This window comes from Enterococcus sp. BWB1-3, assembly GCF_016745275.1.
Lineage (GTDB): Bacteria > Bacillota > Bacilli > Lactobacillales > Enterococcaceae > Enterococcus_L.
Map to the genome: position 1 here is coordinate 1 of NZ_JADOEP010000006.1, position 13,529 is coordinate 13,529.

Consider the following 13,529-nt stretch of genomic DNA (forward strand, 5'->3'; position numbering starts at 1 on the left):
GTATGAAACAGTTTCGCCCGGATCAGTTCCAATATAAACAGCTGAAGCGGTATTGGAGACTTCTTCAAAAAAATGCATGGTCTCTCGATTATACGAAGTCAAGATGGCATCCTTCATTCAGAGACTATCTGACAGAATCAGAGCTTGTCGATCGCCTGCTTGGCTTTATTCTCTTGTATTTCTTTCACCAACACTAGTTGACAATGAGCCCCAAAAAGCAGCGGTTCATCCCAGAGCCGCTGCTTTCTATAAATATATTATCATTTTGATAATATCCGCTGAAGAAATTCTTTTGTCCGCTCCTCTTTTGGATGGGCAAAAAATTCTTCTGCGGTCCCTTCCTCTGCTATGACCCCTTTATCCATGAAAATGACGCGATCAGAAACATCACGGGCAAACTCCATTTCGTGAGTGACGATCATCATTGTCAGCCCGGTATGAGCCAGGCTTTTTATTGTCTTTAACACTTCTCCTACCATTTCAGGGTCAAGTGCAGAGGTTGGTTCATCAAATAATAAAACATCGGGATTCATGGACAGTGCACGAGCAATTGCGACACGCTGCTTTTGTCCTCCGGAAAGTTGTGCCGGCTTTGCTTTGATAAAACGAGCCATACCGACTTTTTCCAAGTTTTCTTTTGCTATTTGCTCAGCTTCGCTTTTTGAGCGTTTCAAGACAGAGAGTTGTCCGGCCGTACAGTTATCTAAAACGTTTAAGTTATTAAATAAATTAAATTGCTGAAATACCATGCCCAAATGAGTTCTGTATTTAGGCAGATCATAACCAGGTACTAAAACATTTTCTCCCTGATAGATAATTTTTCCTGCTGTTGGTTTCTCCAAAAGATTGACGCAGCGCAGCATTGTCGATTTTCCAGAACCGGATGAGCCGATGATGGTTACGACCTCTCCTTTTTCTACAGTCATGTTGATATCTTTTAACACTTCGTTTTCACCGAAATTCTTTTTTAGATGTTCAATTTTAATAATTGTATTCATGAGCGGTCTCCTTATTTATCTTCACCGGTAATAACAGCTTGCTCTGCTTCTTCAACTGGAATATATGCAGCAGGTCCATCGATTCGTTTTTCTACCCAGCGTAAAATGCGGGTTATTGTAAATGTCAGTATGAAGTATATTACACAGATGATAGAGAATGTTTGGAAAAACTGATAATTTGCTCCGGCAGCCGAATTTCCCTGGAAGAACAAATCGGATACTGAAATAACACTCAATACAGAAGTATCCTTAATATTAATAACAAACTCATTCCCTGTTGCCGGCATGATATTCCTGATAACCTGAGGCAGTACAATTTTAGTCATCGTCTGACTGTGCGTCATCCCAATCGCCTGTGCAGCTTCAAACTGTCCTTTATCGACAGAGAAGATTCCACCGCGAACAATTTCCGACATATAAGCTCCGGTGTTAATGGAGACAATGAATAAAGCGGCTGCCGTACGATTTAAATCAATACTGAATGCCAAAGCAATTCCATAATAAATAACCATCGCCTGTACCATCATTGGTGTACTGCGGAAGATTTCTATATAGGCAGACAATAACCAGTTACTGACTTTTTGGAGAGCATATTTCCCTTTATTCTCTGACTCTGGAACTGTCCGAATGACACCAATCAATAAACCGATTAGAGTACCGACAACTGTACCGATAAGTGCCAGAAGTAAAGTCGTTCCTGTACCACGAAGGAACAGCACACCATATTGATTTAGAATATTTTTAAAATCAGTCAGCAAACCAGGTTTTGATTGGTTCTCATCTCCGATATTTTCAGCTGCCGGTTGATCAATGATTGCCTGATCCATGATTTTCGTTCGTTCTTCTTGAGAGATGCCTGCTAAAATTTCGTTTATTTTATCAAGATTTGGATCTTCTTTACGCAGTCCAATAGCAATCGTTGTATCTGCAGGATCTGTTTGGAAGCCGTTCTCTTCGCTAAATTCAACCATTTTGATGTCAGGATTAACACTTGCAGCAGTAACACCTTCAGGACGTTCACTGACATAACCGTCAATGACTCCGGAAGCTAAAGCTGTACGCATGGCACCGAAATCTGCCTGTGCCTGTTGTTTCTGGACACCGGGAATTTGATCAATCACTGTGTAGTGGAAGGTATTTAGCTGAGCGGTAATTTTTGCGCCGCTGAAATCTTTAATACTTTTTGCGTCTGCGTATTTACTGTCTTTGCGGGTAACAATCACCAGATTTGATTCATAATAAGGGTCTGAAAAATCAATTTCTTTTTTTCGTTCCGGCGTTGGCGACATGCCTGCAATAACAGCATCTATTTTACCGGACTGTAAAGCGGGAGCTAAGCCGTCCCATTTTGTTTTTACAATCACGAGACGTTTATTCAAGCCTTCTGCAACTTTTTTTGCGATTTGTACATCGTAACCGCCAGCATAAGAATGATCCCCCGGAATTGCGACAGCCCCGTTTGCATCAGTTGTCTGAGTCCAGTTGAATGGTGCATATCCTGCTTCCATGCCGACCCTAAATTCACCGTTTGCGATGCTTGAAGTTCCTTCAGCAGTGACACTCAGCGGCATCCAGACAATCCCTAGTAATAAAGTGAACAATAAGCTGAAGGAAAAAAATTGTTTGTTCTTAATCATTTTATTTATCCTCTCTTTCTACATAACAAAAAACAACCATGCGCATGCTGGTTGTTGAAATCAAAAATTCCTCAACAGAAACATAGCGCAACTTGGCATTACTGCCAAGACAGTCCATCAGCTATTTGCATGATGTCCCAATATATAACAGGGAGGCTGCTATATATTTCGGCGATTGTTCCTAGGCTTGCTTCAAAGTGTCCTCTCACTCCACAAGATTAATAAAAATCGCGACCTCTACCTCAGTCTGAGGTACTTATTTAGTTGTCTTTCAAGTAGTAACCAGTCTACGTTATCTAAAGAAAAAAGTCAATAGATTGGAAGTAGGTTGAGGGAAGAAAATGTGGTCTGTTTTATAGTGAAGGAATTTGGCTTCGTTCTTCTAACCTGTGGTAAAATGAGAGTACATTGACTAATTCTGTTTTTTGAAGTATAAATAACAAGTTACAAGGTTTTTTTGTAAGGTTTCTAAAATATAAAATATTTGACTATACTATAAGAAAGAAAATGTGAAAGAAAATGACAAAATTAAATCCGGTTTATCGTATTTTTTCTGTGTTTTTTGGAACAACGTTAACAGCATTTGCTATTTTTATATTGTTGAAGAGCGGATATGGAACAGATACCCTAAGTGTTTTTCTTACTGGAGTGCAAAATCATATTCCGTTGGAGTTTGGCTATCTTAGTATGCTGTTCAACTGTCTGGTTATTATTGCAGCCTTTTTCATTAAAAGGGAATTGATTGGTCCTGGGACTATTATCAATGGTTTTGGTATAGGGATCATTCTTAATTTCTTTTTTTCAATTTTTGGTGATTGGGAGCTTTCTTTTTCATTAATCTGGGCAGTAGCAGTAGCTGTACTTTATGGCGTGGGTATTGGCTTCTATGTTTCAGCTCAAATGGGATCGGCAGCCATCGAGTGTCTTTCTTTTATTCTGGAAGCATACAGTAAATTTAGTCTGCGTGTTGTTAGAATAACTCTGGATGCCAGTCTGGTGATTGTGGGTATTCTGCTGGGAAGCAAGGATTTTCATGTGGCGACCTTTATTTGTTTGCTGGCAACAGGACCTATTGTAGAGTGGATGCTAAGAAAAAGCATGAAAATTGAAGAGAACCGCAGCGAATGATTTTTGTAGCTTTTTATTTTGAAAAGACAGCTGTGAGAGTAATGGAACGGTCGATCATGGAGAACAAGCTGATAGCCAATTGCGTAACTATTTTCGACAGTTCTGGAAAGTAATTTAAGCCGCACTTTTATTTGGGTAGTGAATCGTGAAGGAGGAGACAGATGAGGGGCTTAAAAGAAAAAATCATTTTGGAGAGTAAGCGTCTGGGAATCGATAAGATTGGTTTTGCCTCTGCAGAACCATTTTCTCATTTGGAAGATTCACTAAAGGAGCAAAAAGAACGAGGTTACACTTCTGGTTTTGAACATCCGGTAATAGAGGAACGAATTTATCCTGAAAAAACATTTCAAAATCCTCAAACAATTATAGCAATTGCACTGGCTTATCCGACAAAAATTAGTGGAAAAGTTCCAAGAGATGAAAAGAGAGGACAGTTTGCCAGAGCCTCATGGGGAATTGATTACCACGATATATTGCGTGAAAAGCTGAATCAGCTGATTGTGTTTATTCGAAAGCAGGCCGACAGCGTAGAGGAGCAGGAGGAATGGCAATTTAAGCCGCAGGTGGATACAGGAGAATTGATTGATGTTGCAGTTGCACAACGAGCCGGTTTGGGATTTATCGGTAGAAATGGGTTGCTCATCACAAAAGAATTTGGTTCTTTTGTTTATCTGGGGGAAATAATAACGAATATTTCATTTGAACCAGATCAGCCAGTTCCTTTTGGCTGCGGAGACTGTACAAGGTGTATTAAAGCCTGTCCGACAGAAGCACTTTTGGGAGATGGCAGAATGAATGCCAAGCGTTGTCTGTCCTACCAAACACAGACAAAAGGAATGATGCCGGAAGAGTATCGAAAAAAGATGCATAATATTATTTACGGCTGTGATATTTGTCAGATGGTCTGTCCTTATAATAGAGGGAAGGATTTTCATTTTCATGAGGAAATGGAACCTCAGCCAGACGAAGTATATCCGAAGCTTCAGCCGCTGCTGTCACTTTCCAACAGAGAATTTAAGGAACAGTTTGGACATCTTGCCGGTTCATGGCGGGGCAAAAAGCCGTTACAGAGAAATGCATTGATTGCTTTGGCTAATTTAGGCGGCAGAGAAGCGTTACCTGAAATTTTGAAGTGTGCGGGGGATGTACGTCCAGTGATTCGTGGTACCGCAGTGTGGGCAATCGGTAAACTTGGAACTAGAGAACCGCAGAAATGGCTTGATATTTTATGGGAGATTGAAGAAAATGAAGATGACAAAGAAGTTTTGGCAGAAGCAGGGAAGGCCATTGAATTTTTAAGGAAATATGCTTTTGGTAGTCAGCAGGTGACTCGGAGGAAAAAATAGCTAAAAGATAAAAAATAAAAGATTGCAGATGAAAGTTAGATTGTTTTTGTCTTTGTGTATATTAAAATAAGATAAATAATTTTATGAAGATAATGGATGGAGAGCATGTCTCGCATTTATTATCTTCTTTATTGTTAATTTATTTTAATTAGACCTGCAGTTAAAAAGATGCGTGTCTTCATACTTAGTGTAGGATTTGAATTTATAAGAGAAATGTTTTAAACGTCTTGATAGAGGTACAGGAGTGCTTCATGCCCATCTGTCTTTAGTTCTTTCATTTCTTGGATTCGGAAGTTGTTAGAGGCTGAATTCAAGTACTCAACAATGTGAAAGCGGTCGACAATTACTTCTGCTATTATAGAACTGTTTTTTGTTTGAAGAGTACAGCGCATAAAAATTTTGTTCTCTGTTTCTGCTCCAATTACAGAGACTGTGAACCCTACCTGGTTATAAAAATTCTTGGCGGTAATATTCTCCGGATGAAGACTTAGCCACAATTTATCATTATCAAATGCTTCACTCAGATGGGTTAGAAGAAGCTGCAGTGCTTATTTTCCGTAACCCTTGCTTTGTTGAACATGGCTGATCATAAATCTCAATAGATTCAAATCTCCGACATCATCCAACTGGTAAGCAAGAAACCCAATCGGTATTTCTTCTTTGTAAATCGCCAGTATGCTCATTGCATCTTCAAATTTTGATTCGGCCAGAGAATAGATATTTGAAGGAAGATATTGGCTCTGTCTTTCTGAAACACTCAATGAAGCAATCGCCTGCCAGTTATTTTTGGTGATTTTCTTTAGTTCAATAGTCAGGAAGATTCCTCATTTCTTTCATCGATTTTCTAATCAAGAATAGTTTCCTACTATTATAGTGGACTTAAACAACATGTAACTAAATAGCAGTTGTTCAAAGAATACATAAATAGAAGGTTCTGCCAAATTTTATAAGGTAGATTGACTTGTGAGAGTGTGTCCAAAAATGATTAACGACAAACCGATAAATATTTAACTGTTGTCAGGAAAAATTGTCAGGAGAAAGTAAACCAGATTTATATTTTCTATCAATTTGATTAATGGAAAGATAACTTTTGCACTTACATATGAGGAGCCTATGAACTTGCCGAAATTACTGGGAAATCTATCTGAAAAAGACAGTTGATGCTTCATTTTTAAAAGGAAAAACAGATAAATTCTTTGAAAAAATGATGAAAATAACATAAAACTTGCTTTTTTATATTACATTTTTGATATATACTACATTTTTTTTGAAAAAAAACTTCATTTATTATTGGAAAAAGATTAGAAAAAGATAAGTGAACACAAATTTTACATGTTCTTTATAAAAAATGGTAGTTTTTTTAAGAGGCTGTTAGATTGCTAAAACCCTTATATAAAGGGAATGCTTAATGCTTCTTTTACAGAGTGTTACGAAAAATAAATACTCGTAATGAATTGTCACGATATTTTCACCTATGAAATACGATGAGATGATAAAGTATGAAACGTCTCATTGAGAGGCAAAAATCATTTTTGCGAAGGAGAATAGATAATGCGATCTATTAAAACAATTCTTTTAGGAACAATCTTAGCAGCAGGCTTTGGAATTTTTGTAGGAACAACAGACGTACATGCAGACACTTTATATACAGTTCAATCAGGGGATTCACTTTCAAAGATTTCCCAACAATTTGGCGGGGATGCTAATTTCATCAATAAAATTGCTGAAGACAACAACATTGATAACATTCACATGATCTATGTAGGTCAGGAGCTGGTAATCAAAACAGGTGAAGGGACGGAAATAGCTGCAGCACCTGCAACAGCAGTACAAGTAGAAACTCAACCAGCAGCACAGCCGGCAGCAACTGAGTCTGCAGCTGCATCAGCATATACAGGAACTTCATCATCAGCAAAAGAATGGATTGCACAAAAAGAATCAAACGGTTCTTATACTGCAACTAACGGAAGATATATTGGAAGATACCAATTAGATTCTTCTTATCTGAACGGAGACTACTCTGCAGAAAACCAGGAACGTGTAGCAGATCAGTATGTTGCACAACGCTATGGCTCTTGGGAAGCAGCACAAGCTTTCTGGTTGGCTAACGGCTGGTATTAATAATTCGCTGGGTACAATGAAAGCAAGAGGGCGTGACAAACACTCATTCCCTCACCAAACAGAATGAAAATAAAAAAGAATTGACCTACAGGCTATTCCCTGTCATACGAAAGAGGACAGAGGCGGCTTGTAGGTCGATTTTTTTTGCAAGTTGACCTTGAGTAACAAACTAGGTCATCCTACTTATTTAGGGACTGTGGCATAAGTATGTCTGAGATCCCTAAAACCGAATAAACGGTGTTCCAGTCTTTGTATGATTCGAGCATTCGAAGAAGCGTAGAAGCAAGTTCCTACATGCCCCCCAGACATGCTTCGAGGATCGGAACGAAGACCTTCAATTCTTAATGGCTCTGACATTTAGAATTGAAGGACCTTGTTCGATTCTCGATACAAACGTGTTTATTTGGAAAAGTGTTGGCAACTCGGCACAGTTTAGACTGACAAGTGCTAGTTCTACTTTGCCGCTGCTGCTTATATCAGTACTTTAGCAGAAGGGTATGCGTAGCGGAGCTGCTTCGGGAACAGCGTTTATTCGGTTTTAAGGGTTCAAGTCCCCAGCGTGTTTGAGTAGTGGAAAATGTCTGGTTGAGGACAAGGATATCCATGGTGACGTGGAATCTAAAGGAAGTAATGAAGCGGAGCAAAGGAGCTGCTGTTTTTGACGTTGAACAGCTGTTAATGAGAAAATAAATAGAAATGATAGATTTCGATTCTAAATAGTAGTGTTTAAGCAAAAAAATTTATACAATGAATAAAAAACAGGAGGTGCAGAATGTGGATACACTAATTTATCATTTAAGAAGACACGCTTTATTGCGAGGAATCGTTTATGCATTAGCAGGGTTGGCAATTGTGGTGAATCCGTCTGCAGTATTTAAAATTGCTGTTTATTTAATTTCAGGATATTTGGCATTTATGGGGCTGGTTGATTTGATAGAAGGGATTAAAGTCAAACGGTCTGCAGATGTTTATGACAGCAGTTTTGTTCTTGGTATTATCTTTTTAGTCTTAGCGGGGATCGTTTTAGTATTTTCCAAAGTAATTGTGAGTATTTTTCCGATTTTTCTGGGGCTGCTTCTTGTTATGCTTGGAAGTACACGTTTGATTCAATCATTTAATCTAAGAAAATATACAGATGTTAATTGGGTACTTTTTCTCCTGTATGGCTTATTTTTATTAATCGGTGGTATTCTTTTGATATTTAATCCATTTAAGAGTATTTTGCTGTTGTTTCAATTGTTTGGTGGAATTCTTATTGTTATGGGAATCTCTGAATGTCTGACATTGTTTCAATTGCGCAAAATCGACAACTAGCTATTATTTAACAATGGGGATGTGACGAAAATATGTCATATCCCCTAAAAACTAAATAAACGGTGTTCCAGTCTTTGTATGATTCGAGCATTCGTAAGAAGTATAGGAGTAAAGCCTTTCCCTTTCGATCCTTGATACATGCAATTTAGAATGTGTATCTACAGTTTTCCTACACTACACTTCGTTTCGATCTCATCACTTTCTAAACGGCAGAGCCGCTAAGAATTGAAGGACTTCGTTTCGAGCTCAACAATTTCTAAATGGCAAAGCCATTAAGAATAGAAGGATTTTGTTCCAATTTTTGATACATAACCATCTAGTTACTGAAAGGTATCCTACAAGCTTTCTTGTCATTTCCGTAAACGCCTTCTTATTGCCTCTGCGATTAATTATTTCTCTTTTTGGAATGAATGATCGCTAATTCATTTGACTATCGCACTTATATCATTTCACTAAAAAATTTGATAAACATTGTCACAAATCACTGCGATTGACCTGTCAGAGTAGACGCTCCATGATACCTACTTGATTCTCCGAGATGAACACTTATGCTCCTGCGGTTACTTGTCGCATGGAGAGCTATGCTCCTGCGTTTACTCGTCGCACGGAGAGCTATGCTCCTGTGGTTACTCGTCGCACGGAGAGCTATGCTCCTGTGGTTACTCGTCGCACGGAGAGCTATGCTCCTGTGGTTACTCGTCGCACGGAGAGCTATGCTCCTGCGTTTACTCGTCGCACGGAGAGCTATGCTCCTGCGGTTACTCGTCGCAGTTACGTTCGTGTACGTGCTCCTGCGTTTACTCGTCGCATGGAGAGGTACTGTATGTTTCTATCCAAGCAGGACTGGCAATTCCTCAGTTGCTTTTGAAGCTGCTTGTTCTTATCATTGAGCATCGTTTATAGAATATCCTTTATTGTAATTTATAATTTGGTCAGAGCATTAGCAGAATTGGCAGCCCAATACAAGCTAAGTTCTGTCATAACTTCGTTTTTTGATACAAAATAATAAGCTGTATTACATTTGTTATCTGTTATATAAATAAGGAATATTATTTACCTGAGGATAAATAAGTGCGTATGTTCATTTATGATGGTATAATTGTGATGTTATCTTTGAAAATATTTATGAATACAGATGTGGAGTTGATCTGAAGGTGTATCATATTCGACTTGAATCCAGAGATATACGTGAAAATCTTGCAGCAGAACACTATCTGTTAAATCATTTCAATTTAAAGGATTCTCTGGTGCTGTTTTATATCCAAACACCGTCTGTCATTATTGGACGTAATCAGAATGCACTGTCAGAAATTGATATGAGTTATGCAGAGAAAAAGAATATTATCATAACAAGAAGGCAGTCGGGCGGCGGTGCGGTATATGATGATCTGGGAAATGTAAGCTTTAGTTTTATAATGGATGCAAAAGACCATGAGTTTGGAGATTTCAAAACATTCACTAAACCCATTCTGAAAGCCCTCCATCGCATGGGAGCAGTAGGAGCAGAAATGAATGGCAGAAATGATCTATTTATAGATGGAAAAAAATTTTCAGGTAATGCAATGTATAAAAAAGGACAGAAGATGTTTATGCATGGAACATTGATGTTTGACGTGGATATGGAAGAGATGGTCTCAGTACTTGATGTTTCTCAGAAAAAAATTGAAGCAAAGGGAACGAAATCGGTGAGAAGTCACGTAACCAATATAAAACCCTATTTATACAAAGCGTATCAGAATCTGACAACTGAAGAATTTCGTGATCAGCTTCTTCTTCAGCTGTTTGAAGTGGAACGGATCGCTGATCTGGAACAATGGAGTTACCGACTTACTCAAAAGGATAAAGATAAGATACAAAATTTGGTTCAGGATATCTATGGGAACGAGCAATGGATATATGGTGAAGCACCAAAATATACCATAGAAAAAGAGGAAAAATTTCCTGGAGGTATGCTTGAACTTAAATTTTCAGTTGAAAAAGAGGTGCTGACGCACTTGAGAATTTATGGAGACTATTTTAATCAGCGGGATACCAAAGAAATTGAGGAGCTGCTGATTGGGAGCTTATATACCAAAGCTGCGATTGAAGAGAGGCTGAAAGAGATCTCTTTTGAAGACTATTTTACAAATATAACTCTTCAGAATTTTGTCCAATTATTGACAAGCAGGTGACACCGGATGATTGTATTTGAAAAAGTAAGTAAGCACTATGAACAGAAAAATGAAAAAATAACAGCAGTGAAAAATGTTGATTTGTTTATCCAGCCAAAAGAAATATTCGGCATAATCGGAGAGAGCGGCTCCGGGAAATCAACACTGCTTAAACTTTTGAACACATTGGAAAAGCCTGATAACGGCATGATTACAATTGATGGAAAAGATATCTCTAAAAGAACGAAAGCAGAACAGCGGGAGGATCGCCGAAAGACAGGAATGATATTTCAGCATTTCAATTTGCTGTACAATAAAACAATCGCTGAAAATGTAGCTTTGCCGTTAAAATTGTCAGGAATTGAAAACCCTGAAAAAGTTAACGCAGCACTTCGCTTTGTAAAAATGGAAGAAAAAAGAAATCGTTTTCCAAAACAGCTGAGCGGCGGGGAAAAGCAGCGGGCAGCTGTTGCCCGCGCTTTGGTAAGCGAGCCAACTCTTCTTTTATGTGATGAGCCGACTTCTGCTTTGGACGGTCAGCATGCTTATGAAATATCAAAACTGCTGCAAAAAGTAAATGAAGAGTTCGGTACAACGATTGTCATCGTCAGCCATGAACTGGAGTTGATACGTACGCTATGCAGCCGAGCAGCAGTCATGGAAAAGGGGCAGCTGCTGGAAACAGTAACCATATCCCAGCCTGAAAAGGCACAGACTTTTTCTTCTTACTATGATCGAATAAAGGAGACTCTAAATGAATGAATATTTAACGACACTCTCCTATTATTTACCGGAACTGCTGAAAGCTTTGAGAGAAAGCGGCATAATGATGTTTTACGCTATACTTTCGGCAGTTTTTTTGGGTGTTCCTCTGGGAACGGCTTTATACCTGATTAGTAGAAGAAAAGCAGCTCGTTCAAAAATACTGTCGATCAGTTTGAATAGAGTCATTGATATTGTCCGTTCGTTTCCTTTTCTTTTGCTTGTTATAGCATTGATCCCATTTACGCGTCTTGTTGCAGGAACAGCTTTTGGAACAAAAGCTGCAGCAGTTCCTCTTAGCTTTGTTGCGGCTGCGCTTTCTGCGCGTCTGGTTGAACAGACATTGTTTGAAGTGCCGGAAGAAGTGCTTGAATTGGCAGAAATTCTTGGTGCAGGGAGAAGGCAGTTGATTTTTCATTTTTTATATGTGGAAGCGAGGTCTGGCATCGTGCTGTCGTTAACATCAGTAATAATAAGTATGGTCTCATATTCAACTGTGATGGGGGTAGTCGGTGGCGGAGGAATTGGAGACTTTGCTTTACGGTATGGATATCAAAGATATGAATATGCATTAATGTATACAGCCATTATTTTGATGATAGTCAGTGTCAGTCTGATACAGATTGGCGGAAATTATCTTGCCAAAAGACTGGATAAAAAACATTAGGGGGAATACAAATGAAAAAAGTCTTAAGTATCAGTCTATGTCTTGGAGGTCTTCTTATGCTTGCAGCCGGGTGCAGGAATCAGGCAGAGGATCAATTAGAGGGAAATGTAGAAAAAGAAACCAATATTATTAAAGTAGCTTCTCATATGCCGCCGATGACGGATGTTGTAAAAATAGCCGGTGAAGTCATTGAAAAAGACGGTTATAAAATCGAACTGGTTCAAGTCAACGATAATATTCAATATAATGAGCTGCTGAATGACAAGGAAATCGATGCCAATTTTGCTCAGCATGAACCTTTCATGGAGAAATTCAATCAGGAAAAAAACGCAGACTTGGTGCTGGTTCAGAAAATTTATAATGCCAAAGTGGGCTTCTATTCTAAAAACTATACATCTGTAGAGGAAATTCCAGATGGAGCGAAAATAGCTTTACCGAGTGATATTTCCAATGAAGGTCGAGCTTTGGCGATTTTAGACGAGCAGGGGTTGATTCAATTGGAAGAAGGCGTTGGATTTGAAGGAACGATTAAAGATATAAGAGAAAATCCTAAGAATTTTGAATGGCTGTCGATAGATTTGCTTAACTTGGCAGAAGCTTATAATGAACAGGATGTCGCACTGGTCTACAACTATCCGACCTATATTGCTAAAGTTGGTTTAACACCAAAAGATGCACTTATCCTGGAAAAGACTATCGATGACCGTTTTGCAATCAGTTTGGTAGCACGAGAAGATAATCAGAATTCAGATGAAATTAAAGCACTGAAAGCTGCGATGACCAGTGATGAAGTCAAAAGCTTTTTGGAAAATGAGCACAGTGAAACATTAACACCTGCTTTTTAAGAGTGAGCTGACAGTAATAAAACAGGGAATTTATTTTTCATTCATGGAAAATAGGTTCCCTGTTTTGGTTAAAAAGACTCAAATCAGGCTAGAGCTGTAAAATGTGGGAAATATCTTTATATAAATAGGAAGAAATATTTCTAAAGAGCTGCACAAAGTGATAAATTAAGTTGAAAGCTTTCTTTTTCTGGTGGGATTATTATTTAAAAAAGAATCGTATTCTATTGTAGATGTGATTTCATAAAGATGTATCATGAGAAAAAGGAAATATAAGCTCCATTTTTAGTATTATAAGCAGAAATATTTCATTTGGGAAATAAGTGGTGAAATGATTCTGGAATAAAAATTAAATAGTTGAGAAAAGATATTTCTAGCTGTAAAATGAGAGTGGGATTAGAAAAGAATCATTATTTCTCTGTTTGTCTTCAAAATTTTAGCAATCTATTAAATTTTTGAGAAGAAAAGGACTTTTTTTTCTGGTATAATATGTTAGAGTGTCCATGGTATACAATTGTTTATTAGTAAAAATCATTACATAAATAGAAAGTAATAAAGAGTGTT

At 38.1% G+C, this 13,529-nt stretch carries 13 protein-coding genes, 1 pseudogene and 1 riboswitch; of the genes and pseudogenes, 10 read left to right on the forward strand and 4 right to left on the reverse strand.

The window, feature by feature from the left end:
* Positions 1-161: pseudogene (locus IW492_RS18030) on the forward strand (ISL3 family transposase); the annotation flags it as partial.
* 99 nt (positions 162-260) lie between these two features.
* On the opposite strand, the gene IW492_RS06165 reads toward IW492_RS18030, so the two are convergent.
* Both IW492_RS06165 and IW492_RS06170 read right to left on the reverse strand, forming a co-directional pair.
* A complete protein-coding gene (locus IW492_RS06165) occupies positions 261-998 on the reverse strand; it encodes an amino acid ABC transporter ATP-binding protein (protein WP_202066709.1) in 738 nt (245 codons plus the stop codon).
* Between the two features lie 11 nt (positions 999-1,009).
* Positions 1,010-2,569: an ABC transporter permease subunit gene (locus IW492_RS06170; RefSeq protein ID WP_236671822.1), complete on the reverse strand. Its 1,560-nt coding sequence runs from the start codon at positions 2,567-2,569 to the stop codon at positions 1,010-1,012.
* A 141-nt stretch (positions 2,570-2,710) separates the two neighbouring features.
* A riboswitch (Lysine riboswitch) is annotated at positions 2,711-2,883 on the reverse strand.
* A gap of 271 nt (positions 2,884-3,154) precedes the next feature.
* Between IW492_RS06170 and IW492_RS06175 the strand changes: the two genes are divergently transcribed.
* Both IW492_RS06175 and queG read left to right on the forward strand, forming a co-directional pair.
* Positions 3,155-3,763, forward strand: coding sequence for a YczE/YyaS/YitT family protein (locus IW492_RS06175; protein ID WP_202066711.1), 609 nt, complete (start codon positions 3,155-3,157; stop codon positions 3,761-3,763).
* 161 nt (positions 3,764-3,924) lie between these two features.
* The gene (gene queG / locus IW492_RS06180) at positions 3,925-5,109 is read left to right on the forward strand and encodes a tRNA epoxyqueuosine(34) reductase QueG (protein WP_202066712.1); all 1,185 of its coding nucleotides are present in this window, start codon (positions 3,925-3,927) and stop codon (positions 5,107-5,109) included.
* Between the two features lie 218 nt (positions 5,110-5,327).
* Here the strand turns inward: queG and IW492_RS18630 are convergent, their stop codons facing one another.
* Both IW492_RS18630 and IW492_RS06190 read right to left on the reverse strand, forming a co-directional pair.
* Complete coding sequence (locus tag IW492_RS18630; protein ID WP_420705971.1) at positions 5,328-5,501, reverse strand: transposase; 174 nt, start codon at positions 5,499-5,501, stop codon at positions 5,328-5,330.
* 156 nt (positions 5,502-5,657) lie between these two features.
* On the reverse strand, positions 5,658-5,870 hold the full coding sequence (locus tag IW492_RS06190) for a hypothetical protein (protein ID WP_202066714.1): 213 nt from the start codon (positions 5,868-5,870) through the stop codon (positions 5,658-5,660).
* Between the two features lie 790 nt (positions 5,871-6,660).
* Here IW492_RS06190 and IW492_RS06195 point away from each other — a divergent pair.
* The 7 genes from IW492_RS06195 to IW492_RS06225 all read left to right on the forward strand — a co-directional run bounded on the left by IW492_RS06195 (position 6,661) and on the right by IW492_RS06225 (position 12,968).
* The gene (locus IW492_RS06195) at positions 6,661-7,230 is read left to right on the forward strand and encodes a LysM peptidoglycan-binding domain-containing protein (protein ID WP_202066715.1); all 570 of its coding nucleotides are present in this window, start codon (positions 6,661-6,663) and stop codon (positions 7,228-7,230) included.
* A 774-nt stretch (positions 7,231-8,004) separates the two neighbouring features.
* Positions 8,005-8,544 (forward strand): HdeD family acid-resistance protein, encoded by a 540-nt coding sequence (locus IW492_RS06200; protein WP_202066716.1) that lies wholly within the window; start codon positions 8,005-8,007, stop codon positions 8,542-8,544.
* A gap of 538 nt (positions 8,545-9,082) precedes the next feature.
* Positions 9,083-9,412 (forward strand): hypothetical protein, encoded by a 330-nt coding sequence (locus IW492_RS06205; RefSeq protein WP_202066717.1) that lies wholly within the window; start codon positions 9,083-9,085, stop codon positions 9,410-9,412.
* Positions 9,413-9,698: 286 nt separating this feature from the next.
* Positions 9,699-10,715, forward strand: a complete 1,017-nt coding sequence (locus IW492_RS06210; RefSeq protein WP_202066718.1) for a lipoate--protein ligase — start codon at positions 9,699-9,701, stop codon at positions 10,713-10,715.
* 6 nt (positions 10,716-10,721) lie between these two features.
* On the forward strand, positions 10,722-11,456 hold the full coding sequence (locus tag IW492_RS06215) for a methionine ABC transporter ATP-binding protein (protein ID WP_202066719.1): 735 nt from the start codon (positions 10,722-10,724) through the stop codon (positions 11,454-11,456).
* Positions 11,449-12,123 (forward strand): methionine ABC transporter permease, encoded by a 675-nt coding sequence (locus tag IW492_RS06220; RefSeq protein ID WP_202066720.1) that lies wholly within the window; start codon positions 11,449-11,451, stop codon positions 12,121-12,123. The genes IW492_RS06215 and IW492_RS06220 overlap by 8 nt, the downstream gene beginning before the upstream one ends.
* An 11-nt stretch (positions 12,124-12,134) precedes the next feature.
* Entirely contained in the window at positions 12,135-12,968 is an 834-nt protein-coding gene (locus tag IW492_RS06225) for a MetQ/NlpA family ABC transporter substrate-binding protein (RefSeq protein ID WP_202066721.1), read from the forward strand.
* Positions 12,969-13,529 lie beyond the last annotated feature (561 nt).

Bases quoted from the DNA above. Each gene is read 5' to 3' on its own strand.
- IW492_RS06170 (WP_236671822.1), bottom strand. From the start codon at position 2,569: ATGCCGCTGAGTGTCACTGCTGAAGGAACTTCAAGCATCGCAAACGGT.
- IW492_RS06195 (WP_202066715.1), top strand. From the start codon at position 6,661: ATGCGATCTATTAAAACAATTCTTTTAGGAACAATCTTAGCAGCAGGC.
- IW492_RS06225 (WP_202066721.1), top strand. From the start codon at position 12,135: ATGAAAAAAGTCTTAAGTATCAGTCTATGTCTTGGAGGTCTTCTTATG.
- IW492_RS06165 (WP_202066709.1), bottom strand. From the start codon at position 998: ATGAATACAATTATTAAAATTGAACATCTAAAAAAGAATTTCGGTGAA.
- IW492_RS06215 (WP_202066719.1), top strand. From the start codon at position 10,722: ATGATTGTATTTGAAAAAGTAAGTAAGCACTATGAACAGAAAAATGAA.
- IW492_RS18630 (WP_420705971.1), bottom strand. From the start codon at position 5,501: ATGCGCTGTACTCTTCAAACAAAAAACAGTTCTATAATAGCAGAAGTA.
- IW492_RS06175 (WP_202066711.1), top strand. From the start codon at position 3,155: ATGACAAAATTAAATCCGGTTTATCGTATTTTTTCTGTGTTTTTTGGA.
- IW492_RS06220 (WP_202066720.1), top strand. From the start codon at position 11,449: ATGAATGAATATTTAACGACACTCTCCTATTATTTACCGGAACTGCTG.
- IW492_RS06205 (WP_202066717.1), top strand. From the start codon at position 9,083: ATGAACACTTATGCTCCTGCGGTTACTTGTCGCATGGAGAGCTATGCT.
- queG (WP_202066712.1), top strand. From the start codon at position 3,925: ATGAGGGGCTTAAAAGAAAAAATCATTTTGGAGAGTAAGCGTCTGGGA.